Genomic DNA, 22993 nt, shown 5'->3' with positions numbered 1-22993 from the left:
GGGAGGCGGAACATGAGCGAAGCAGCAAGAATTGATCTGGCAGACAGAGCACCATTGACGGAGAAGCAACAGAATGTGTATGAAAGCATTATGCAGTATCAGCGTGTGAATGGTTATGCTCCTACTATCAGGGAGATATGCAAGATGGTAGGGGTGGCATCGACTTCAAGTGTTTATGCACATCTGAAAATATTAGAAGAAAAAGGCTATATAGTAAGGAAGATGGATGCTTCCAGAGCAATAGCAATCTTGTAAGGAAGGTGATTACATTGAACAATAAGGTATATGGTGATGTACTTGCAGAGTTTTCAAAGGACGGACTGCTCATTCCCAAAGAGATAACGTGGGAAGATGGCAGAAAGTATGAGATTACACGAGTAAAAGACAAGCGCAGAGCAACCAGTACAAGGGCTGGCGGAGTTGGAGAGCGTTATACCTGTGTGGTAGATGGAAAGGAAATATTCCTTTTCTATGAAGATAACAATATGTGGTTTATGGAAAGAGCCGGAGCCTGATGTGATTGTGTGCTGACAGCACAATTCATATCAGTTGGCTTTAGATCAGCAAAGCCGGGGAATGTGCAGACATTCATCGGAACTCCCGGCACAAGGCTTGCAAAGGTGATTTCCCTTTCCTTTACGAGTACAGAATTGTAGATTGATGATTTTGTATGAATAAGGAGCGAACTGAATTGAACAAAGGAAATGTTATAGAAATTAGATGTAAAAAATGCAACAAGTTAATGATGGAATACTTTGTATGCGGTGATGATTCCGCTGTAGCACTTCAGAATATTGGAATTAAGTGTGACAGATGCAAGCGAGTGATGATACTCAAGAAGTATTCCGAGGGAATGATGAAGGAACATTCTGAGAATGGGACTTTCAGAATATAACGATTGACAATTAAATTACAGCCCACCTGATAAGGGCACATCGAAAGATGGAAGCACCAGAGACGCAGGGGAAACGAACAGTATTTATGATACTGGTTTCCTCGTGCGTCTTTTTTTGTGCTGTAAAGGTAATCCGACTTGTTCGTTTCCAAGGGCGGCAAGGAGGATTTATGAGCAGTAGAGCACAGACAAGGGAAAAGGATTATGAGAGAGGACTGAGAATTGCTGACAGGAGAAAAGCAATGGGATTATCACAGGATGAGTTGGCTCATAGAGCTGATATAGGCAGACAAGCATTATCAGCTATTGAAAATGGTGGAGATTTTAAGACACAGACATTAGATAATCTGGCAATCGTACTTGGTGTATCTGTTGATTTCATAATGTATGGGAAGAATGAAGAAAATTCAGAACTATTATCTGAGGCAATGGATGTTCTTTCAGATATGGATGAATTGCAGGTTAGGCAATGCCTTGCAATGATTAAGGCAATGAAAAGCGTGTCAGTAGAAAAGTAATTGTCGTGTTTACACGACATAAGTGTCGCCTACACACGGTCGGCAATTAAAGGCTGGCAGGATACAATAATCATGTGCTTGAGATACAGCACACCACGAGAGTGGAGGCGCCAAAACTCTCCAATACAAAAATGTAAAGGAGACAACAAAATGGATAAAAGAGATTTTAACGTAGTAGGAAACGAAGGTACAGATAATCAGGAGATTGCAAAGGGAATTGCATTTGTAAAGTCCCGCAGAGCAGAACTCAATGTAGTCCAGATGGTCGAGAATATGCGTGATCAGGCAATGCCTAATGGAGTAATAATAAATGATGCATATTGTGATCGCTCAATGACAAGGGACTATGACAGAGAAGCACTGAATGCTTTCTTTGCAACACTTAAAGAGGAAGATTTTGAGGTTGTAGTAGTCAGAAGTCTAAATGAGATCACCGATGACATTTATGATCTGGAGGAATTTGTAAAGACGATCACAGATATGGGCATATGGCTCTATTCTCTTGAAGTCGGTCCGGTGCCAATTATTATATCTCATGCAGGGGATTTTGGATGCTAACGGAGTCCTTTGGTAGAGCGAGAACAGAAAATCATTCCGGTCGGGACAAACAAGTCCCGGCTGTGAAGGATTGCAGATTTACACAGACTGCATTCGGAACAGTAGTACATGATTCAAGTGGGAAGTGGCTTGGTCAGTACGAGACAGAAGATGCAGCTGTAGAGATGATTAGAGAAATGGCACAGGACATTGGAGGGTACGACGATGAAATATGAAGGATATAAAATTGGTCCGGTGATTCGTGATATCCGTAAGGACAAGGGACTTCTCATTGAAGAGGTTGCTACTAAAACTGGAATAAGTGTTTCGACACTTGGACAGGTGGAGCAAGGAGGAAGAAACCTGAGCATGAAAAATTTGTATATGCTTATGGAAGTTTATGAAACAGACGCAAATAGCTTACTTGCAATAGACTGTACACCGGATTCGTTAGATTCGAGACTAAAGCGGTTACCTGCAGATAAGCAGGATTATTTGAAAAAGACATTTGATTTTATGATAGAGCAGGCTTTGAAGTCAGCATAGGAGGCAGAGAATGAGAAGAAAGATTAAAAAGATGGATTGCATAGAATATCTTTCAGTGCAGGCTCCATTGGAAAAAGTAAATATGCTTGAAGACAAGCAGAGCAAATATATACATGAATTTGTAAAGAGAAAAGAATATACAATCGTGGGAAAGATGAGACGCAATGGCTTTTCGCAGAGAGATGTTGATCGCCAGTGGAATCAGATTGTGAATATGATCCGTAAAAAGCAAATCAGTGGAGTAGTTGTTGCGAATATGGCAGCTATATCCAGCAGTGTTGCAGATGCTTATTTTAAGGTAGGATTGGTTATTGAAGCAGGCGGCATTGTGGTGACTGTAGATGAGGGCAGATTGGATATGCACATCAAGAAGGGAGCATAGATATGAGTAGACGAACAGAAAAAAGAAGATATGGTAAATATAATAAATTTGATGTTGTGTATGCGGATTTTGGAAAAAATCCACATGGCATTCAGGGCGGAATCAGACCAGGAATAATTATTTCATGTGATGCAAGCAATCATGATGGTGCACCGCAGGTGTCAGTAGTCCCTTTGAGCAGTAAGTTAAAGGATATCCCGGTACATGTAATTTTAAATCCGAAGGATGTGAGTGGATTTGGATTAAGTAAGATCTCTGATTTTATGCCTGAAGATGCACAGACAATTTCAAAAGGCTGCATTAGAGCAAAAAGTGGAACTGTCATTGAGGATTCAGGCGTGAGAGAAGAAATAGACAGAGCATTGATACGACAGTTTGATCTGTTACCTGTAGCTCGCAAAATGGTAATGGAGGAGTTGGCAAATGGACAGCAGAACTAAAAAGACTAATAATAAAAGATTTGTCAGATATTCAGAAGGAGCAGAGATGTATTCAATGAGTGTGTCAAAGTTTATGCAGTTAGCGAAGGATGCAAAGGCATGTTACAAAGTGAATCAGCTGGTGTTGGTTAATCTGGATATTATTGACGAATATCTTGAAACTTTCCACATTGTAGATGACGAGTTTTATAAGTAATTATGAGAAATGACGCATTAGTATAGAAGAAATACAAACAAGTATGGAGAAAAATGAGCCAAAAGAGAAAAAATGTATTGACTTTCGGTCAGACCAAAAGTATAATATGATTAAGATATGAAGGAGGCATACAGATGGCTAGAACTGGAAGACCAAAAGCAGATAAACCTTTTGATCATAAGGTGACTGTTAAATTTAAAGAAGAGGAATACCAGATAATGGTTGAGTATGCTGAGACTCATAATCTATCCATTTCGCAATTGATTAGAATGGGTGTTGAATTACAAATGAAGCAACAGGCTAATCAGTAGAACAGGCTCTTTTCTCCGGAAAGGAGAGAATAATGGCTTGTAGAAAAGACGGTAAAGGCAGAGTATTAAGAAAGGGTGAGGGTTACAGAAAAGGCGACGGAAGATACTCATATGTATATATTGATCCATTAGGTAAGAAAAGGACCATTTATGCAAAGTCTTTGGTAAAACTTCGAGAAAGAGAAGAACAGTTACAAAAAGACCAGTTGGATGGACTTGATATCTATGTCGCAGGAAAGGCTGATGTAAACTTTTTGTTTGACAGGTACATATCAACTAAAACAGAATTGCGCAGCACTACTTACAGTAATTATTTGTATACATGGAATCATTTTATTCGTGATACATTTGGCAAGAAGAAAGTAAGAGATGTGAAATACTCAGACGTGTTGTTCTTTTATACAGACTTGATTAATAATCAGGGATTACAGATTAATACGCTTGAGACAATTAACACAGTATTAAGACCTACATTTCAGCTTGCCGTCAGAGATGATATTATAAGGAAGAATCCGGTAGACGGAGCATACTGTGAAGTAAAGAAGCGTAATGGTGGTGCCAGAAAAACAAGGCGAGCGTTGACTGTGGATCAGCAGAGAAAATTCATGGAGTATGTAGCAAAGAATCCGTTCTTTTATCACTGGTATCCATTCTTTGTATTTTTGTTAGGGACTGGATGCAGAATAGGAGAAGCAATTGGGATACGCTGGGATGATATTGATTTGGAGAATCGAATCATTGATATCAATCATAGCTTAACCTATTACCAGAGAGCGGATGATTCATATAAATGTGAGTTTAGAGTATCTTTGCCAAAGACGGAAGCTGGTAATCGTAGAATACCTATGATGCAGCAGGTATATGATGTGCTTCAGGAAGAATATGAGAGACAGAAGCANTATTACCAGAGAGCGGATGATTCATATAAATGTGAGTTTAGAGTATCTTTGCCAAAGACGGAAGCTGGTAATCGTAGAATACCTATGATGCAGCAGGTATATGATGTGCTTCAGGAAGAATATGAGAGACAGAAGCAGGAAGGCTTTTGCGTTGAGAATGTGGATGGAATGACCAATTTTGTATTTACAAACCGATTTGGGATGCCACATAACCCAGCAGCAGTAAACCGGGCAATCAAGAGAATTGTGGATACACATAATTCAGAAGAAGAGGTGGCTGCTAAAAAGGAGAAGAGAGAACCTGTTATGATTCCAAGATTCTCCTGCCATATCTTCAGACATACGTTTGCATCAAGATTTTGCGAGAATGAAACCAACATCAAAGTAATTCAAGAGGTAATGGGACATGCTGATGTATCGACTACCATGAACATATATGCAGAAGCAAACCCGGATGTTACCAAATCAGTAATTGAGAAATTATCAAAAAACATGGATATTTTTTAGAAAAGAGTCCTGCGATTGAACTCTTTGAAGATTGAAAAATATACCTATTCATACTGAGATAAATATGCTATACTCATCAAGTATTGTAGTGTTTGACATGTCAGTACATGTCTTAAAATAAAAAGACGTATTTGAAGGCGAATGACATCTTTTGGACGCACAAAAGTCAAAAAAACGTCCAAGAGTATCCAAGTATATAGAATACGGGAAAGCCCATTTTTCCAAGGGTTTGCAGGAATATACAAGAGTTAGCTTAGCAATCAAAAAAATTCCCGACAATGAAATCACTGGACGCTGACAAGAAGTCTGCGAAGTCAGAAAACAGCACTTCCACAGCAGCACCTGAGAAGGAAGAAGTTATCGACTTCTCCAAGGTAAAGGTAGAGCCTTTATTTGAGGAATTTGTTGATTTTGATACATTCAGCAAGTCAGATTTCCGTGCAGTAAAAGTTAAAGAGTGCGTTGCAGTACCGAAGTCAAAGAAGCTGTTACAGTTTACTCTTGATGACGGAACAGGCACAGACAGAACCATTTTAAGCGGTATTCACGCTTATTATGAGCCAGAAGAGTTAGTTGGAAAGACACTGATTGCAATCACTAACCTGCCACCGAGAGCCATGATGGGAATTGAATCTTGCGGTATGCTCCTCAGTGCTATTCATGAAGAAGAAGGCGAAGAAAAGCTTCATCTTCTGATGGTAGATGACCACATTCCAGCAGGTGCAAAGCTCTATTAAGATGAGAAACTGAGCCTTGCGGCGGTGTGCGCTTGCGAACACCGACATAAGGCGAAAAACGCACGGAGACGCCAGTCGACGTGATGTAAAGATGTACCGTTTCACCAAATAGACGGGACGTACTTCATTTGACAAAAAACTAAAAAAACAGCGATTTACATCAAACTTACATCAATTGATGCAGAAATCGGTACAGGCAAGAAAAAATCGCATAATTAGTGCAGTGAGTGGGCAATTCCAATCGGAGTTGCCCATTTTTAAAACAAACAGAAATACAAATCGGGATTGACCGAACTGAAGGTGAAGAATGCTTCTTGCCTAAGGGGCAAGAAGCTGGGGATTAGAAAGTGTTTTTTACAAGGAGGTGCTTAGGTGAATGATCAATTCATACAAGGAGTAATATTTGATTGGGATAAAATTGATAAGGATAGTTATCTGAAGGGAATCAGGGCTTTTAAGGGAGTTGAAAAACTTGATTTTAACAAACCAATTACTTTTTTTGTAGGGGAAAATGGCAGCGGTAAATCAACTTTATTGGAAGCACTTGCCGTAGCACATGGTTTTAATCCTGAGGGTGGAACGAAGAATTATGTTTTTTCTACGCATGATACACATTCAGAGTTGTGTGATGCGATAAGAATTGCCAAAGGCTATCGGAAGGAAAAGTGGGGATATTTTCTTAGGGCAGAAAGCTTTTATAATGTTGCAACGCAGGAAGAAGAATATGCAGATATTACACATCCTTCCGCTAAATATCATGAAAAATCACATGGAGAGAGTTTTCTCGCATTAGCACAGAATAATATGAATCCAAATGGCTTGTATCTTTTTGACGAGCCGGAAGCTGCATTATCGCCGCAGAGACAGCTTACATTGTTGATGCAAATATACAGATGTGCAAAAGAGGGAGCACAGTTTATTATAGTTACGCATTCGCCAATTTTGTTAGGAATACCAGATGCAGATATCTATTGTTTTGATAATGGATGCATACATCTGTGCGAATATGAGGATACAGAGAGTTACCAGGTAACAGAAATGTTTATAAATAATAGGCAGATGCTGTTGGATAGATTACTAACAGATTAGATAATAAAGAAATCGATTAATTCAAGTTTGGAGAATTGAGAAAATCGAAGTTTGTGATGGTAGATAATATGGAATGGTTTAATGTTTTTGGGCTGATTTTTATTGCAGTCATTATGATACCCAATGTTGTATTTGCGATTAAGTGCAAAGATGGATTTGATAATAAGTGGAACAATAAATATGTTGAGGTCACAGAACAAGTAGGGAGATTGGGTTGTTTCGGATTCATGATAATCAATATTCCGGGAACTTGGTTCGGGTGGTGGTCTGACGAAGCATTTGCACTATATCTGATTGTAGATACCATATTGGTAATGCTTTATTGTGCTATTTGGATTATATGTTTTAAGAAAAACAGCGTTTTCAGAGCATTAGCACTTTCTATTATTCCTTCAATGTTGTTCTTATTTAGTGGGATTATGAGTAGGTCAGTGCTATTGATTATTGCATCAGTATTATTTGCACCAAGTCATATTGTGATTTCATATAAAAATGTAAAATGATATTTACAAATTCCAGTTTGGAGAATTGAGAAAATCGAAATTTAACGCTTGAAAAAAGTCCAGCTAATAAATGTCAATAGTTAAATGAGAAAAAAATTATTTTGTTTTCTGACTAAAAAAGGGCAAACTTCCCCCTTGGTGAAAATATCATTTTTTGAAAGATATTGAATCATTGGGTTCATAGTATTTTATGCAGCTATGTCGCATTTAGCAGCATTGTATTGTTTGATATGCTCCTGAGGAGCAATGATTTTAAATGGTTTGTTGTCTCTGAGTATTGCAAATATCATATTGCATACCTTATGTGAAACAGCTCCCATTGCTACGAGCTTTGGTTTTGAGTCACATTTCTTGAGGTAGTACTCACGAAGAACTGGATTTTTAGCTTCTCCATTACGGGAGATACTGATGCTTTGTAAGGTTAACGTGTGAATCACACGTCTAGCTATGGCAGAACCACGCTTAGACATTTGAACCTTGGTACCTTCAAATTTTCCGGATTGTTTTACTGCCGGATCAAGACCGAAATAAGCGAAAAGTTGTTTTGGTTTTGAAAATGCTGAAAAGTCACCAATCTCACCCATGATGGATACAGCAGACAAGAAACCGGCACCTTTAAATGTTTCAATCAAATGAATCTGCTTGACAAAGTCGGCATCTTCATTAGCATCAACAAGCTCATGGAGCGATTCAAGAATGTTGTTGATTTCTTCATCATATTTACGTATGAAGCTGATATAAAGGCGAATACGCTTGATGTTGCTGTCTATGATGTAACCAAACTGATTTGCATCAGTTGCCGCCTGAATTATGGCATTATACTTATTTTGAGCATATGTAAGTCCAAAGCGAGCTGTTGATTTGATGATATCAATAATCTCTTGCTTGTCTGCTTTAAGAAAAGCTGATGGAGAGGTATAAGTCTCCAATAATGTAAGAGAAGTGTTGATAGTAACCTTGGAAAAGATGTCAAGATACTGTGGAAACACCATGCGTAATTCACCCTGAAGCTTATTCACATAGGCACTGCGATTATCCATTAAATCGTAGTATTCACGGCATAGGTTACGGCAGTTTAGAGCAAGATCTGAAGGCATAAGTGAAACCTTTAAATCAGGTTTCAAACCAACCAAAGCAGCTTTTTTAGAATCAAAACGATCATTATGTACTTTTCGTATGTTGATGTTTGTGCTATTCTTAGTGATGATAGGATTAATAACAGAGCAGTTAAAACCCTTATCACGAAGATAGCAGAAGAGTGGGTAATGATAAATTCCCGTGGATTCGAGGAAAATGTGACTTTCCAAAGAATACAACTCTTCTGCTTCTTTTATTTTAGAAACAGCGGTTGTAATGGAATCAATACTGTTATGTAGGATTTTGTAAGGTTTTCCTACGAATTGTTGGTTTGGAAGTGCTATAGACATCCATGAGAAATCAGCACCGATATCAATACCAACAGAGATGAATAAATCATCGAGATTAAAGAAAACTTTGTTTGACATGAGCAATAGCTCCTTTCTGATAGGAATCCATTTCCAATCTGGCAGGTACACAACCTAGCGCGTTATTCGGGTATGGCCTTCCGGCTCCCAACCAGCTAAAACATAAAACCCTGTCGAATGGACTAATTGACTTAATTACAGGTATCCACTGATAATCAGTGTCCCAAGGAGAAATACATTCTTTGTCCTATCCTAAGAGATGATACCTTATGTTTTATCTAGTGTCTATCAGGAACCGTCAGACATGATCATTATTATGGATAACATCTGATGAAGGAAGAATCCCTTCTTCTGTTATCTGATTTATAGAAACTTATTAACCAAGTAGTCTTGATTGACTACATCATTATTATACTAGGNTGTCTATCAGGAACCGTCAGACATGATCATTATTATGGATAACATCTGATGAAGGAAGAATCCCTTCTTCTGTTATCTGATTTATAGAAACTTATTAACCAAGTAGTCTTGATTGACTACATCATTATTATACTAGGAGAAATAAAATGAGTACAAAAAAAGCAATTAGCACATCATTTGTTGCCATATTTATTTTAATAATCACACAGATTATTGCACAAACCATTGCAAGTATGTTTGTTATAATAAAAATTCCAACTGGCATTTGTAATATTATCGCTGGAATTATATATGCTGGATTGACATATCTTATTCTGAAAATGTTTATTAGCAAAATTATTAAATTGCCGACTTCTGATTTCGGAATGCCTAAATTTGCTATTAAAATAAGATGGATTTTGATAGCTGTATTATTACCATTTGTTATAAAAGGAAGTTATCTTTTAATATTCAACGGTAAGTATGTATCCTCAAATATGAATGGAAATCAGATGTTCATTACTTTAAGTGCAGGGGTTGCATTTACCGGAATAGCGGCTGGATTTGTTGAAGAAATGGTGTTTAGAGGAGTTATACTTAATGCATTAAAGAAAAGATGGAATATTAAGGTGGCTGTAATTGTTCCATCAATGTTATTTGGTATTGTACATGTTCTTGGACAGGATTTTTCAATAGGCAGTTGTTTATTAGTAATTATCGCCGGAACGATGGTAGGCGTTATGTTTTCGATGATTGCAATAGAAAGTGGTTCAGTTTGGAATAGTGGAATAGTTCATGCTATCTGGAACGTTGTGATTATTGGTGGAGGATTAGCTATTGGGGAAAAAATGGATAAATATTCTATAATGACATATGTACTTAATTCAAAAGATTTCGCCATCACAGGTGGAGAATTTGGAATTGAATCATCTGTTATTTCATTGTTCGGATACATAATAGTTGCTGGTATAGCATTTTTTATGATTAAATCAAGAAAAAATTGATATAATAGGTTTGAAAATATGAAGCTATAAGGTACTTGTCAAATTCCAGTTTATTGGGAAGTCGCAGAGAACGAAAAATCGGAAGTTTACAGCGAGGTGAAAGAGGTTGAATTATGTAGAATATGGAAAAGAAAACAAATATGATGATAATATATTTTTTCAAAAATACAGTCAAATGAGTCGCTCACAGCAGGGACTAGCCGGTGCAGGAGAATGGGAAACATTGAGAAAGCTGCTACCGGATTTTAAAGATAAGCGTGTGCTTGATTTAGGATGCGGCTATGGATGGCACTGTATTTATGCGATGGAACACGGAGCGTCTTCTGTTGTAGGTGTTGATATTTCTCATAAAATGCTCGAGGTAGCCAAAGAAAAAACACATTTTCCACAGGTTGAATATAAATGCTGTGCTATAGAAGATGTGGAATTCCCAGAGGAGAGTTTTGATGTAATATTAAGTTCACTTGCGTTTCACTATGTAGCAGATTATGAGATTTTAGTAAAAAAGATATATAGAATACTGAAGTCTGGTGGTAAGCTAGTTTTTACGGTTGAACATCCTGTTTTTACTGCCTATGGAACACAAGACTGGTATTATAACGAAAAAGGAGAAATACTGCATTTTCCGGTGGATAATTATTATTATGAGGGCAAACGAACAGCTGTGTTTTTGGGAGAAAAGGTTACAAAATTTCATAGAACACTGACCACATATCTAAATACACTGCTTTCAAATGGTTTTATAATAAATCATATTGTGGAGCCGCAGCCGCCGGAATACATGATGGATATTCCGGGGATGCAGGATGAAATGCGCCGTCCCATGATGCTGATTGTATCGGCGAACAAAAAAGTGGATAGATAGAACTAAAACACCTATAAGGTATAAATGAAGGTAATTTATGTTTAAAGAAAAAATTATTATAGAGATGAAAGAAGTATTCAAAGAAATTCCTTTTGGCATAGAGCATACTCTCAACGTTTTGAAAAATGCAGAAGATATAATGAAAGGAGAAAATATCGGAGAGGAAGAAAAAGAATTCATCAGTATTATTGCTATACTACATGATATTGGTGCGGTTGAAGCACAAAAAAAATACGGTTCTATTGATGGTGTCTATCAAGAAAAGGAAGGACCAGAAGTAGCGAAAGAAATATTAAAAAAGGTAGGCTATAACAAAAATATTGATAGAATATGCTTTATAATAGGCAACCATCATACTCCATCTAAAATTGATGGACTTGATTTTCAAATACAATGGGAAGCTGATTTGCTTGAAAATTTAACGGTTATGGATAAAGAAAAAGAACAAGAAAAGATAAAAAAGTGTATAGATGAAAATTTTAAAACAAACACAGGAAAAAGGATAGCTTATAATCGCTTTATTTTAGATTAGTAGTAGATTATTACAGTTATGTATTTTATATCGCAAAGAAAAAATAGTAGTTAAGTTTAACCCTAGTATGATATTTGTAACGGATGCGAACCCTACAAAAATATTAGAAGAATAACGTATGCAAAACTTCCAGTTTGCCAACTTGCCCTTTGAGAGAGGAAAAATCCTTTTCTCAAAGGGCTTTTCAGGGGCATACTTGAGGGACGAAGATGAGGGTCTGGCTTTCGCCAGACCCTTTAAATTTTATGCGGATATTCGAGAACACACAAGGCACACAAGGTGCAAGGCACCATTAAATTTCTTTTATGTCCTTCAATGTTGAGTTGATTAAAAATAAACCAGTGATGCCAGCGGAGCATTGTCATTTCAGATGATCCGTTTGCAGTAGTCTCTGAAAATCAAATTTCCCTTACGACACACAGGACAAAGAAATTATAGAATTTTTGAAAAAAATTATGTATAATTAAGCAAGAAAACACGCAAGATAATAAGTAAGATAAAATGCTGAGAGGTGAAAAATTATGGCAGATTATACTCCACCGTTTACGATTACAAACACAATGTTGGATTGCGTTGCATCTATATCGGAGAAAATCGGAAAAATGAGTGTATTAAAAAAATTGGAAGCAAAACCTCATTTAAGAAAGAACAATAGGATTAGATCCATTTATTCATCTTTGAGAATTGAAGCAAATTCGTTGAGTATCGGTCAGGTAAGAGATGTTATCAGTGGACAACTTGTATTGGGCGAACAAAAAGAAATTCAAGAAGTAAAAAATGCATACGAAGCATATGCACAGATAAGCGTAATCAATCCGTATGATATAGAAGAATTGAAACGAATCCATGCAATTATGACGAAATATCTGGTAGATGAATCGGGATGTTTTCGACATGGAGAAGAAGGTGTGTTCAATGGAGAACAGTGTATTTTTATGGCACCACCAGCAAGATTGGTGCCACAACTTATAGATGAGCTGTTTGCTTGGATGAATCGTGTGCAAGGTGAAGTACATCCGTTGATTTTAGCAAGTGTATTTCATTATGAATTTGTATTTATCCATCCATTTTCAGATGGAAATGGGCGTATGGCAAGATTATGGCACACATGTCTTTTGTCAAAATGGAAGTCAGTTTTTCAATATATTCCAATTGAAAGTCAGATAGAAAAGTTTCAGGATGAATATTATAATGCAATAGCAAAGTGTCATATCAATGGGGATTCGAATGTTTTTATTGAATTCATGTTGAAACAGATAGATAAAATATTGGAAGAGATATTATTAAGAGCAGATGAACAGGATGAGCATGTAACAGAATATGTAAAAAAATTATTGAATGTTATGGAATACGAAGTGCCATATACAAGCACTGCTTTGATGGAAAAACTCGGACTTAAGTCAAAGGAAACTTTTCGCAAAAATTACATGAATCCGGCTATGGAACTTCAGTTGGTACAAATGACAATTCCAGAAAAACCGAAAAGTAGAAACCAAAGATATGTAAGAAGGTGACAACATGAAGAGAACCACAACATTTCGCATTATAATCTACACAGCCAGTATGTAGAGAGAAGGGGCATATCAAAATGACCGCCCCTTCTCTCTACATTTTTTTATAGGCGTTCCCCCATTCGACCATTGAGTCGAGAATAGGCTTCAGAGTAAGTCCAAGTTCGCTGAGACTGTACTCAACTCTTGGGGGAACCTCCGGATAAACGGTGCGAATAATGAGACCATCATTTTCCATGGAGCGCAAACTATCGGTAAGAACTTTCTGGCTGATTCCTTCGAGATCTTTTTTTAACTCATTGAATCGCCAGGGGCGTTCCAGCAGATTTCGGATAATCAGCAATTTCCATTTACTGCCGATGAGCGAAACAGTGGTTGCAACCGGACATTCCGGTAATTCTTCTTTTGTTAACATATGATTGCCTCCTCATATAACATTCCTTTTTGTTGTTATATTTCATTTTAATCTAACAATAAAAAAGAAGCAATAGGTTACAAAAAAGTAACCAGGGTCACCTTTTTATGCCTATGTAATAAAAAAGTGCGTACTTTTGTCGGTTAAGAACTCCTGATATTATAATCTTGCAACAAAGATAACAACAAACAAAAATATCAGGAGGTAACAAAATGGCATTATCAAATCTTTTCGGATGGAAAAAGAAAGCAGAAACAGAAACCAGTGCAGCATGCGGAACAGCGTGCGGAGCAGCAGGTAAACCGGAGGAAAAACCAGCAGCATGCGGAACAGCATGTGGAGCATCTGACAAACCGGAAGAGAAAACAACAGCATGCGGAACAGCATGTGGAGCATCTGACAAGTAAAATAAGTTAAGGAAGGAGTTGGATAGGATGAGTCAGTATTTTTCTTTTCAGTGGCATATTACAGATGAATGTGATCAGCGGTGTAAGCATTGTTATATTTTCTCAGGCGAAGGCTGTAAGGAATTAAAGTCCATGACCTGGAAGCAGATGACAGAGGTAGTGGCAAGCTGTGAGGATTTCTGCAAAGTATATGGCAGAGTACCATATTTTTACATTACTGGCGGAGATCCTATCCTTCATCCGGATTTTTGGAAATTAATGGTATTGCTGAAATCGAAAAAGATACCTTTTACCTTAATGGGCAATCCATTTCATTTGAACGACGAAATTTGCAGAATGTTAAAGGTTTGTGGTTGTGAGAAGTACCAGATGTCCCTTGATGGAATGAGAGAAACTCATGACTGGTTCAGAAAGCCGGGAAGTTTTGATCTGACGATTGAAAAAATCGGATGTCTGAACAGAGCAGGAATAAAAAGTGTAATTATGAGTACGGTATCCAAAACAAATATGGATGAGATACCGGATATTATTGATGAAGTTGTAAAAGCAAAAGCAAAGGTTTTTGCATTTTCGCGCTATGTGCCTACAGGTGGTGAAGTTGACACAAGCATGACACCGGAAGAATACAGAAAACTTCTGGAAGTCTGTGATGCAAAGTATAAGGCATATGAAAAGGCAGGATGCGAGACCTATTTTAATAAAAAGGATCATTTGTGGACGTTGTATGAATATGAAACGGGACAGTTTAAGCTTCCTGAGAGTACAGAGGCAGGAATGATCTATGGTGGCTGCAATTGTGGAAACTGTCATATTACCATATCTTCGAACGGAGATATTATGGCATGCAGAAGGGTGACAGACAGTAAAGTGGCCAATATTTTTGAAAATCGACTGGCAGATGTCTGGATCTGTCAGATGGAAAAATACAGGGATTACGATAAATTTGTAAAATGCAGCAAATGTGAACTTAAGGCATGGTGCCGTGGATGTCCGGCGGTTGCCAATGGAACAAGCGGTAACTTTTATGGGGCAGATCCGCAGTGCTGGAAGACAAGAAATGAGATTACCGGGGAGGTGCTTCCATGTTAATGGATATCATCAAAGCCAGACATTCCATTCGGAAATATACCGGTGAGCAGATAAGACGTGATGACCTGGAAAAGATTCTGGAAGCTGGAAATTTTGCACCGAATGCCGGAGGCGGACAGAGAAGTATGATGGTTGCAATCCATAATAAAGAACTGGCAGCTTATGTGGGAAAGATGAATATAGCAGATTTTGACCGTTCACATCTGGCAGGCAGTTTTGTCTCGAAGGAACAGCCAAGTACAATTGATGATCCGACCATAAAAAATGGATTTTATGATGCACCGACAGTTGTATGTGTATTCTGCCAGAATAATTTTCTTTTCAAGACAGCAGATGCCTTTTGTATGATGGAAAATATGATTCTGCAGGCAACAGAGCTTGGAATTGCATCATGTATTATCTCAAGGGGCTATGAAACATTTGATTCAGAAGAAGGAAGAAGACTGATGAACGAATGGGGAGTGCCAGAAGGATACGCATGTCAGGGATTTGTTATATTAGGATATATAGACGGTGAACAGCCGAACAGTAAACCAAGAAAACCAGAAAGAATTAAAATTGTAGAATAGGTGGAGAACAGATGGATTTAGCAACATGTCTGAAAAAAATGGAACTGGTGGGAGTGCTTGCATTTGCAACCGTGGACAGTGAAGGAGCACCACAGATACGGAATATCAGTGCGATTCATTATGAACCGGATGCACTCTATTTTTTTACCGCCAGAGGTAAAAATTTTTGTAAAGAATTAATGGAAGATGGCAGGGTTCAGATTCTTGCTTATACCAAATATAAAGAAATGATTCGTTTGTCAGGAAAGGCTTACGCAGTAACGGAAAACGAACAGAAAAAATGGATGGATATCATTTTTGAAGAACAGCCATATCTTGCGAATGTATATCCGGGGGATACAAGAGAAATCGGTATTATTTTCTGTATTGATAAGGCGGAATTGGAGTATTTTAATCTTGGCGTAAATCCAATTTTCCGGGAGACGTATATTCTGGGAAATGTAAGTGTAAAAGAAAAGGGATATTACATAACGGAATCCTGTATCGGCTGCGGGACATGCATGAAACATTGTCCACAGAAATGTATTGAGAAGGGAACACCTTTTGTCATCCAGCAGGAGCACTGTCTGCATTGTGGAAACTGTTATGAAAACTGTCCGGTGAAAGCGGTGATCAGGAAATGAATCAGAATGGCAGAAGAAAATGAGAAGAAGGGTATTGTCACATTTGCAGATATAAGGGAGGTACAGCCTGATCTTTCTATCTGGAAGGGTGATATTACAAGGCTTAAGGTGGGAGCAATCGTAAATGCGGCAAATAGCGGTATGACAGGCTGCTATCAGCCTTGCCATAATTGTATTGATAATTGCATTCATACTTATGCAGGAATTCAGCTTCGAAACTATTGCAATAATATGATGATAAAACAGAGACATGAAGAACCGACAGGGCAGGCAAAGATTACTCCATCGTTTAATCTGCCCTGTGATCATGTGATTCATACAGTTGGTCCGATCGTGCAGGGAAAGCTGACAAAGGAACATGAACGTTTACTGATATCCTGCTATGAATCGTGTCTTAGGATAGCTGATGAAAACGAAGTAAAGAGTATTGCTTTTTGTTGTATTTCGACAGGAGTGTTTATGTTCCCGAATAAAAGAGCTGCCGAGCTTGCAGTACAGACAGTAAAGCAATATAAAGAAAAGACAAAATCAAAGATAAAGGTGATATTTAATGTTTTTAAAGAGGAAGATGAACGACTCTATAAACAGTTACTCAGATAAGATATTACAGATAAAAGAAAAAATTGAGGAAGCAGATGCTATTATAATTGGGGCAGGTGCGGGATTTTCCACATCAGCAGGTTTTGTGTATAACGGTGAAAGATTTGAAAAATATTTTTCAGATTTCAGAAAGAAATATGGATTTTCTGATATGTATTCGGGAGGCTTCTATCCATATAAAACATTGGAAAAACACTGGGGATACTGGTGCAGATATATCTATATTAATCGATATATGGATGCGCCAAAACCGGTATATCAGAACTTGCATGATCTGGTGAAAGAGAAGGATTATTTTGTACTGACGACAAATGTGGATCATTGTTTCCAGAAGTCCGGGTTCGATAAAAACAGAATCTTTTATACACAGGGAGATTATGGTCTGTTTCAATGTAGTGAACCTTGCCATAAGGAAACCTATGACAATGAAGAGGCTATTAAAAAAATGGTGCTGAGTCAGGGATTCCAGATTAAAGACGGGGAACTGCAAAAACCGGAAAATGGAGAAATAAAGCTTACGGTTCCAACGGGGCTGATTCCATATTGCCCACACTGTGGCAAGCCGATGAGCATGAACCTCAGATCGGATCAGACATTTGTTGAAGATGACGGATGGCACCAGGCAGCAGAACGGTATGAGAAATTTATACAGGATCATAAAAAGCAGAAAATAGTGTTCCTTGAACTTGGTGTGGGATATAATACTCCCGGGATTATAAAATATCCGTTCTGGCAGATGACAAACAAATTTCAACATATATTTTATGTGTGTCTGAACCGGGGGGAAGCATATGCACCGGAAGAAATAGGGAGAAAGTCTGTCTGCATGAATGAAGATATCGGAGAGGTTCTGAAAGAACTGTAGACTTGACAGACAGATTCGATTGGAGTCTTAGAATAGAATTGCATAATAACGGTAATAGAGAAAAGCTACTTAGAACATAAGGTATGCTGATCTCAGCAGTACACGAGGAAGATGGCCACGAAGGACTGCACCTTCTGATGGTAGATGACAGAATCCTGGCAGGTGCAAAACTGTACTAATCGATGAAATGAATCGTTTGGTTCGTCGGTATAGACGTCCAATCAAGAAAAGTGGTTCCATGGATAGAAATAGTCTTATATGAAAACACAGGATGCCGAATAAGTCATGTTGTTCGTGGCAATAACAACAACGCCTTAGTGTTTGATACCCTAGACGAAGTCTTGCTTAAAAATCCTGGTGCACAACCGTTATTTCACAGTGACAGAAGATTTCAATATACGAATAGGGCATTTCATACAAAACTTGTAAATGCTGGAATAACACAAAGCATGTCGAGGGGTGCTAAATGTATCGACAATGGACCGATGGGAGGTTTTTGGGGAATTTTGAAGAGAGAACGATACTATGGAAAACGATTTACTGATAGAGTAACTCTCGTAAGAATGATCGAAGAGTATATAGATTACTACAATAATAAACGATTGCAAAGAAATCTCGGAATTTTAACACCAATGGAAAAATACGAAATTTACTTGCAAGCTGCATAAAAAACTGCCAGCAGATAAATTTCTACTGGCAGAAAAATTATATTTTTTCAATTGTCTACTTGACGGGGAGCGGTTCAAATGGCATTTTATCTATTTCCTGACAGCCCCTTTTCTCTGTAATCATGTTAACCGATTTTGATCGAGGTTACAATCGCTCTGCATGCGGAGTAAAAAATACCCACATCGACAGAATTGGCAATATATTTTACGCCCAAGGATTTCCAGTAGAGCGCATCTTTTGATGTGTCAACAAAAGTGCCGACAGCAACATTAGCATTTTGGGCTTTTTTAACAATAAGTTTCATTTGCTCGATTACCTTTGGGTGATGTACATTTCCTGGAAGTCCAAGTGACTGAGATAAATCGTAAGGTCCGATGAAAATAATATCGATCCCTGGGACAGATAATATTTCATCTAAATTCTGGATTCCCTCGATTCCTTCTATTTGCAGGATGATCATTGCTTTGTTTGCTTCTTTGAAATATTGAGATTTTTCAAGAGAAGAGTATTCTGCCGCTCTTACGTATCTGCATACGCCACGATTTCCCTGGGGATAAAATTTTGCATATTGTATGGCTTTTTCTGCTGCTGTTTTATTACTTATTTGTGGGATCTGAATCCCGGCAGCGCCTAGATCCAAAGCTTTGCTTATATATTCATCACAGTTATCGGCTACACGTACGATGGGCAGCGTATCCGTGCATTCGCAGGCGCGTATCAGATTGGGCAGGTGTTCATAGCTGACCGGACCATGTTCCATATCGAGTATGCAAAAGTCGATTCCGCTTTTTCCGGAACTTTCAATAAATGAACCATCGTTGGTTTTGGAAAAGATACCAATGACGCAATCGGAATCCATCTGTTGTTTAAATGTGCATATATTTGACAGTTTCATTGAGAAAGCCTCCTTTACTTAAATGATAGAGATGAAGAAAAGGTTATTCTTCCTTATTTGTTTCCGTGTTTGTATTTGACTCTTTCCTGATAAGATCCAGGTAATTATAAAGAGTAAATCGCGATACCTTTAAATGTTCACAAATTCGTTCGCTGGACTTAGTTACTAAAAAAGCGCCCTTTTGATCTAAATATCTGACGAATTCAATTTTTTCTTCTCGTGAAAGTCCGTCCACAGGTTTTCCAGCTCTCTTGTCAGCTTGGGCGATTAAAAATTCCAGTACTTCTGTAATATTATTTGCAAATACTTCTGAATCAGAAGGGGGATTAGAAGAGGAGTCAGAAGGCACGGTATTTGCTTCGGCGTGTTTTTTTGAAGTGGGAAGAATACTTTGGGCATTATCCTCCTCTATCTCATAGCTATTGTATCGCTTCAAAAATTCTTCTAATCGGACAGTTTCGGTGATGTCAAGATTGATGCACAGGCATCCGATCACATTGCCTTCGTCATTTTTGATGAACATAGTAGAGGAACGAAGGATTTTGCCATCTCTTGTGTATACAACATAATTGTAACGGTCTCCTTCCTGGACGGTACCGCGAAGGACTTCTAGACCAAGATTACTTCCGCAGTCTCCTATATTTCTATCTGTAATGTGTCCGTTTCTTATGTCGACAATTGTATGATTATAATCTTTTGTTAGATCATGAAGGATTATTTCGCAATTTGAACCAAATTGATATTCTAACATGGACATAAGTCGTTGCCATGTATCCCAATCGTCATAAAGAGTTTTCATTATAAAGTTCCATCTCCTTTATATTAGTTTTGATAATGAAATGTTAGCATATAAAATGTCATCTGTAAAGATGGAATATAACAAAAAGTATGATTTCGTGGATTATGAGTGAAAAAATAAATATAAAAAGGAATGAAACTGACAAAAAATTATAAGGTTATTAGGTGAAGACTGGAGAGAAACAGACAAATTGTATTGACTTTTTGCGGTTGAATAAGGATACAAAACATGGAAAAACAAGAGAAATAGAGTGAAAAAGGTTGCGAAAATTAAAAACTGTTGAATGTGCACAAAAATATAGGATATAATTATGAAAATTTACTATTTACAAAAACCAAATTAATTGTTAGTATTCAAATAAATAGTTTGATTAATCAAAAAGCACGTGTAAAATGAAAGTAACTAGAAAATTTAGTGAAGATGGAGGTTGGAATATGAGTGTAGAGGAAAGAGTAAAGGAATTAGGCATTATTCTTCCTGTTCCTGCAAAGCCGGTGGCAGAATATGTTCCTGTGAAGCAGGTAGGAAAGCTCTTATATATATCAGGGCAGGACTGTAAAAAGGATGGCAAACTTCTTTATGAAGGAAAAGTAGGAAAAGAACTTAGTGTAGAGCAAGGACAGGAAGCAGCGAGACAGTGCATGGTTAATGCACTTGCGGTTTTGAAACAATATTTGGGAAATTTAGATGAGATAAAACAAGTTGTGAAAGTCTTAGGTTTTGTCAATTCTGCAGATGGATTTGTGCTGCAACCGGCGGTGATAAATGGGGGGTCAAAGTTATTGGTAGAAGTATTCGGCGAAGAGGGAAGACACAGCAGAAGCGCCATATCTTCAAATGAACTGCCTTTTAATACACCGGTAGAAATTGAATTGATCGTGGAAATAAAGTAAAAGGACGATAGAGGAGGAGAGAGAATGGATATCATTACAATTTTGATTATGGCATCGATCGTAGTGTCTACGCTTTTGATGATCATTGGACCGATTTTGGAATTCAGAGGTAAAATTTTCTTCTTAGAAAGCAAACATGCGCCTGTTACAAGCAAGCGCTATGGAATGTGGATCATGACACTGGGTGCAGTTATGTTTATAGGCGGCTGTGTGCTGAGAAGCATGGTTTCCGGACAGATCATCAACATTCTTGTTCTTGGAGGATATGCAGTATGGTTTGTAGGTGGCTTTATTAGTGTAAGCCGAAATGAGGTTATTAAGATGTTGGAAAAATAAAGGGGGTGTTTTTGTGCATATTTCATTTCTTGATATTGCAATTATGGTATTATATTTAGTATTCACATTATTCATAGGATACTATGTCTCAAAAAAAGTAAATGGTTTTGAAGATTTTGCCTTGGGCGGCCGATCATTTGGACCATTTGCTTTGGCGGCAACATTTGGAGCAACGAATTTTTCTACATGGAGTATGGTTGGAAAGCCGGGGGTTGTGTACAATTCAGGTATCTCTGTTGTGTGGATTGCATTGAATGCCTGTGCCTGTGTATTGGCAGCGGTCGTGTTTGTACCTATTTATCGTAAGTTACGTTATACAACGATGTCAGAAATTTTTGAAGACAGATATGACGGAAAGGTACGAAGTGCGATCAGTGTGATCTGGGTGATTGCAGATACAATGAACCGTATGGGGGTTACCACTTATGCAGCAGCAGTGATTTTAAGTCTGTTATTCGATATTCCTTTGTGGATCGTGATCATCGGTACAGCAATCATTGTTTTGATCTATACATATCTTGGCGGTCTGACATCCGTTGTTGTAACAGATGTCATTCAATTCGTATTGATGTGGATCGGATTATTTATTGGAATGATATTTATTTTTAAAGAATTTGGCGGATGGACGGGACTGGTTGATGCGGTTCCGCCGGAAATCATGGAAGTGGTTCCGGGGATCGAACATCCAAATGGATGGCCGTACATTATTGCTATGACATTATTAGGCTTCCCGTATTTTATTACAAGTCAGTTTGTTATGCAGAGAGGCTTAGGAGCCAAAACAGTAAATGTTGCCAGATGGGGAATTTTAATTGCAGGACTGATTGCGATCCCAATGGCGATCATGGAAATCCTTCCGGGAATTGCTGCGAAAGCAATGCTTGATTCGGCTACAGTTGCGTCTATGAATCCGGATATGGTCGGACCGACTATCTTTATGCAGTTGCTGCCGACAGGCTTGCTGGGGATTTTCTTCTCCGCACTTATAGCAGCCGGACTGTCTACTGCTGATTCAGCGCTGTGCGCTTCCTCTTCTTTGATCACAGAAGATTTTTATAGAAAATGGAAACCAAATGAATCTTCAGAAAAGTACTTGAAAGTATCTCGTATCGTAACGATCATCATGGCTGTTTTAGGAACATGTTGGGCATTGTTAGTTCCAAAGATCGGCGGTGCATTGAATGCAATCCTGAATGTAATCGCAATAACAGATATGCCGATATTTGTAATTATTGTTCTGGGATTATTTGTGAAGAAGATTAATGCGACAGGAGCATTAACAGGACTGATCGCAGGAACTGTGTGCGGAGCAATCGTATCCTTTACCGGAACCGGTGGGATTCAGGCGCTGGCAACTACAACGGCTACAAGTACAGGTGTATCACTGATTATCTGCCTGCTTGTTTCTTATCTGACTAGAAGAGCAGTAGGAGAAGAAACCAGAATGAACAAGTTCTTTAACAGAATTTCTATGCCGGAAGAAGAGTAATGAAAAGAAGAGGGTGTCTTAATTTGCA

General features: G+C 38.0%; 32 protein-coding genes and 1 pseudogene. 29 read left to right on the top strand and 4 right to left on the bottom strand.

Going from position 1 to position 22993, the window contains the following annotated elements:
- Window positions 1-12 precede the first annotated feature (12 nt).
- The 15 genes and pseudogenes from C7E02_RS16055 (at window position 13) to C7E02_RS15980 (ending at window position 7560) form a co-directional block, all read left to right on the top strand.
- Window positions 13-255, top strand: coding sequence for a LexA family protein (locus C7E02_RS16055; protein WP_105310137.1), 243 nt, complete (start codon window positions 13-15; stop codon window positions 253-255).
- 14 nt (window positions 256-269) lie between these two features.
- Window positions 270-515: a hypothetical protein gene (locus tag C7E02_RS16050; protein WP_442873154.1), complete on the top strand. Its 246-nt coding sequence runs from the start codon at window positions 270-272 to the stop codon at window positions 513-515.
- A 176-nt stretch (window positions 516-691) separates the two neighbouring features.
- The gene (locus C7E02_RS16045) at window positions 692-895 is read left to right on the top strand and encodes a hypothetical protein (protein WP_022172035.1); all 204 of its coding nucleotides are present in this window, start codon (window positions 692-694) and stop codon (window positions 893-895) included.
- 170 nt (window positions 896-1065) lie between these two features.
- Entirely contained in the window at window positions 1066-1413 is a 348-nt protein-coding gene (locus C7E02_RS16040) for a helix-turn-helix domain-containing protein (protein WP_105310135.1), read from the top strand.
- A gap of 150 nt (window positions 1414-1563) precedes the next feature.
- The gene (locus tag C7E02_RS16035) at window positions 1564-1971 is read left to right on the top strand and encodes a recombinase family protein (RefSeq protein WP_105310134.1); all 408 of its coding nucleotides are present in this window, start codon (window positions 1564-1566) and stop codon (window positions 1969-1971) included.
- Window positions 1965-2186, top strand: coding sequence for a hypothetical protein (locus C7E02_RS16030; protein ID WP_005342346.1), 222 nt, complete (start codon window positions 1965-1967; stop codon window positions 2184-2186). The genes C7E02_RS16035 and C7E02_RS16030 overlap by 7 nt, the downstream gene beginning before the upstream one ends.
- On the top strand, window positions 2176-2496 hold the full coding sequence (locus C7E02_RS16025; protein ID WP_005342347.1) for a helix-turn-helix domain-containing protein: 321 nt from the start codon (window positions 2176-2178) through the stop codon (window positions 2494-2496). The genes C7E02_RS16030 and C7E02_RS16025 overlap by 11 nt, the downstream gene beginning before the upstream one ends.
- Window positions 2497-2506: 10 nt before the next feature.
- Window positions 2507-2878 carry a recombinase family protein gene (locus C7E02_RS16020; RefSeq protein WP_005342349.1) on the top strand — a complete coding sequence of 124 codons (372 nt, stop codon included), beginning with the start codon at window positions 2507-2509 and terminating at the stop codon, window positions 2876-2878.
- A 2-nt stretch (window positions 2879-2880) separates the two neighbouring features.
- Window positions 2881-3318: a type II toxin-antitoxin system PemK/MazF family toxin gene (locus tag C7E02_RS16015; protein WP_004611638.1), complete on the top strand. Its 438-nt coding sequence runs from the start codon at window positions 2881-2883 to the stop codon at window positions 3316-3318.
- Entirely contained in the window at window positions 3302-3514 is a 213-nt protein-coding gene (locus C7E02_RS16010; protein ID WP_004611639.1) for a DUF6462 family protein, read from the top strand. The genes C7E02_RS16015 and C7E02_RS16010 overlap by 17 nt, the downstream gene beginning before the upstream one ends.
- A gap of 134 nt (window positions 3515-3648) precedes the next feature.
- Complete coding sequence (locus C7E02_RS16005; protein ID WP_004611640.1) at window positions 3649-3825, top strand: DUF6290 family protein; 177 nt, start codon at window positions 3649-3651, stop codon at window positions 3823-3825.
- A gap of 32 nt (window positions 3826-3857) precedes the next feature.
- A complete protein-coding gene (locus tag C7E02_RS16000; protein WP_105310133.1) occupies window positions 3858-5231 on the top strand; it encodes a tyrosine-type recombinase/integrase in 1374 nt (457 codons plus the stop codon).
- 269 nt (window positions 5232-5500) lie between these two features.
- Window positions 5501-5968 (top strand): annotated as a pseudogene (locus C7E02_RS15995) (lysine--tRNA ligase); the annotation flags it as partial.
- A 372-nt stretch (window positions 5969-6340) separates the two neighbouring features.
- The gene (locus tag C7E02_RS15985; RefSeq protein WP_105310131.1) at window positions 6341-7057 is read left to right on the top strand and encodes an AAA family ATPase; all 717 of its coding nucleotides are present in this window, start codon (window positions 6341-6343) and stop codon (window positions 7055-7057) included.
- Window positions 7058-7092: 35 nt separating this feature from the next.
- A complete protein-coding gene (locus C7E02_RS15980; protein ID WP_242978944.1) occupies window positions 7093-7560 on the top strand; it encodes a hypothetical protein in 468 nt (155 codons plus the stop codon).
- A gap of 188 nt (window positions 7561-7748) precedes the next feature.
- Here the strand turns inward: C7E02_RS15980 and C7E02_RS15975 are convergent, their stop codons facing one another.
- A complete protein-coding gene (locus tag C7E02_RS15975; protein ID WP_105310130.1) occupies window positions 7749-9065 on the bottom strand; it encodes an IS110 family transposase in 1317 nt (438 codons plus the stop codon).
- Window positions 9066-9571: 506 nt separating this feature from the next.
- On the opposite strand from C7E02_RS15975, the gene C7E02_RS15970 reads away from it, so the two are divergent.
- The 4 genes from C7E02_RS15970 to C7E02_RS15945 all read left to right on the top strand — a co-directional run bounded on the left by C7E02_RS15970 (window position 9572) and on the right by C7E02_RS15945 (window position 13319).
- Complete coding sequence (locus C7E02_RS15970) at window positions 9572-10408, top strand: CPBP family intramembrane glutamic endopeptidase (RefSeq protein ID WP_105310129.1); 837 nt, start codon at window positions 9572-9574, stop codon at window positions 10406-10408.
- Window positions 10409-10583: 175 nt separating this feature from the next.
- A complete protein-coding gene (locus tag C7E02_RS15965) occupies window positions 10584-11273 on the top strand; it encodes a class I SAM-dependent methyltransferase (RefSeq protein ID WP_044912397.1) in 690 nt (229 codons plus the stop codon).
- A 37-nt stretch (window positions 11274-11310) separates the two neighbouring features.
- Complete coding sequence (locus tag C7E02_RS15960) at window positions 11311-11805, top strand: HD domain-containing protein (protein WP_005342362.1); 495 nt, start codon at window positions 11311-11313, stop codon at window positions 11803-11805.
- 521 nt (window positions 11806-12326) lie between these two features.
- On the top strand, window positions 12327-13319 hold the full coding sequence (locus tag C7E02_RS15945; protein ID WP_005339349.1) for a Fic family protein: 993 nt from the start codon (window positions 12327-12329) through the stop codon (window positions 13317-13319).
- A gap of 91 nt (window positions 13320-13410) precedes the next feature.
- Here the strand turns inward: C7E02_RS15945 and C7E02_RS15940 are convergent, their stop codons facing one another.
- A complete protein-coding gene (locus tag C7E02_RS15940; RefSeq protein ID WP_005339351.1) occupies window positions 13411-13731 on the bottom strand; it encodes a winged helix-turn-helix transcriptional regulator in 321 nt (106 codons plus the stop codon).
- Window positions 13732-13943: 212 nt separating this feature from the next.
- Between C7E02_RS15940 and acgA the strand changes: the two genes are divergently transcribed.
- The 7 genes from acgA (at window position 13944) to C7E02_RS20130 (ending at window position 18552) form a co-directional block, all read left to right on the top strand.
- Window positions 13944-14138 carry an ACGX-repeat peptide gene (acgA, locus tag C7E02_RS15935; protein WP_105310127.1) on the top strand — a complete coding sequence of 65 codons (195 nt, stop codon included), beginning with the start codon at window positions 13944-13946 and terminating at the stop codon, window positions 14136-14138.
- A gap of 27 nt (window positions 14139-14165) precedes the next feature.
- The gene (gene acgM / locus C7E02_RS15930; protein ID WP_105310126.1) at window positions 14166-15227 is read left to right on the top strand and encodes a radical SAM/SPASM domain protein, ACGX system; all 1062 of its coding nucleotides are present in this window, start codon (window positions 14166-14168) and stop codon (window positions 15225-15227) included.
- A complete protein-coding gene (locus C7E02_RS15925) occupies window positions 15221-15796 on the top strand; it encodes a nitroreductase family protein (protein ID WP_203226978.1) in 576 nt (191 codons plus the stop codon). The genes acgM and C7E02_RS15925 overlap by 7 nt, the downstream gene beginning before the upstream one ends.
- A gap of 11 nt (window positions 15797-15807) precedes the next feature.
- Window positions 15808-16419, top strand: a complete 612-nt coding sequence (locus C7E02_RS15920; RefSeq protein ID WP_105310125.1) for a 4Fe-4S binding protein — start codon at window positions 15808-15810, stop codon at window positions 16417-16419.
- Window positions 16420-16425: 6 nt separating this feature from the next.
- Window positions 16426-17019 (top strand): protein-ADP-ribose hydrolase, encoded by a 594-nt coding sequence (locus tag C7E02_RS15915; protein WP_105310124.1) that lies wholly within the window; start codon window positions 16426-16428, stop codon window positions 17017-17019.
- The gene (locus C7E02_RS15910; RefSeq protein ID WP_105310123.1) at window positions 16970-17884 is read left to right on the top strand and encodes an SIR2 family NAD-dependent protein deacylase; all 915 of its coding nucleotides are present in this window, start codon (window positions 16970-16972) and stop codon (window positions 17882-17884) included. Before C7E02_RS15915 ends, C7E02_RS15910 begins: the two co-directional genes overlap by 50 nt.
- 230 nt (window positions 17885-18114) lie before the next feature.
- A complete protein-coding gene (locus C7E02_RS20130; RefSeq protein WP_330406846.1) occupies window positions 18115-18552 on the top strand; it encodes an IS3 family transposase in 438 nt (145 codons plus the stop codon).
- A 125-nt stretch (window positions 18553-18677) separates the two neighbouring features.
- Here the strand turns inward: C7E02_RS20130 and C7E02_RS15900 are convergent, their stop codons facing one another.
- Window positions 18678-19448, bottom strand: a complete 771-nt coding sequence (locus tag C7E02_RS15900; protein WP_105310122.1) for an HpcH/HpaI aldolase family protein — start codon at window positions 19446-19448, stop codon at window positions 18678-18680.
- A gap of 43 nt (window positions 19449-19491) precedes the next feature.
- Window positions 19492-20247 (bottom strand): helix-turn-helix transcriptional regulator, encoded by a 756-nt coding sequence (locus C7E02_RS15895; protein WP_105310121.1) that lies wholly within the window; start codon window positions 20245-20247, stop codon window positions 19492-19494.
- Between the two features lie 434 nt (window positions 20248-20681).
- Here C7E02_RS15895 and C7E02_RS15890 point away from each other — a divergent pair, with 434 nt between their 5' ends.
- The 3 genes from C7E02_RS15890 to C7E02_RS15880 are packed head-to-tail and all read left to right on the top strand — an operon-like array spanning window position 20682 to window position 22965.
- Window positions 20682-21140, top strand: coding sequence for a RidA family protein (locus C7E02_RS15890; RefSeq protein WP_105310120.1), 459 nt, complete (start codon window positions 20682-20684; stop codon window positions 21138-21140).
- Between the two features lie 24 nt (window positions 21141-21164).
- Entirely contained in the window at window positions 21165-21476 is a 312-nt protein-coding gene (locus tag C7E02_RS15885; protein ID WP_105310119.1) for a hypothetical protein, read from the top strand.
- A 13-nt stretch (window positions 21477-21489) separates the two neighbouring features.
- Window positions 21490-22965: an SLC5 family protein gene (locus C7E02_RS15880; RefSeq protein WP_158683084.1), complete on the top strand. Its 1476-nt coding sequence runs from the start codon at window positions 21490-21492 to the stop codon at window positions 22963-22965.
- Window positions 22966-22993 lie beyond the last annotated feature (28 nt).

Origin of the sequence: Dorea sp. Marseille-P4042, from assembly GCF_900290215.1 — a bacterium.
In the GTDB taxonomy this organism is placed as follows: domain Bacteria; phylum Bacillota; class Clostridia; order Lachnospirales; family Lachnospiraceae; genus Dorea; species Dorea formicigenerans.
The sequence above is the reverse complement of the archived record's forward strand: the minus strand, read 5'-3'. Positions and strand labels throughout refer to the sequence as shown.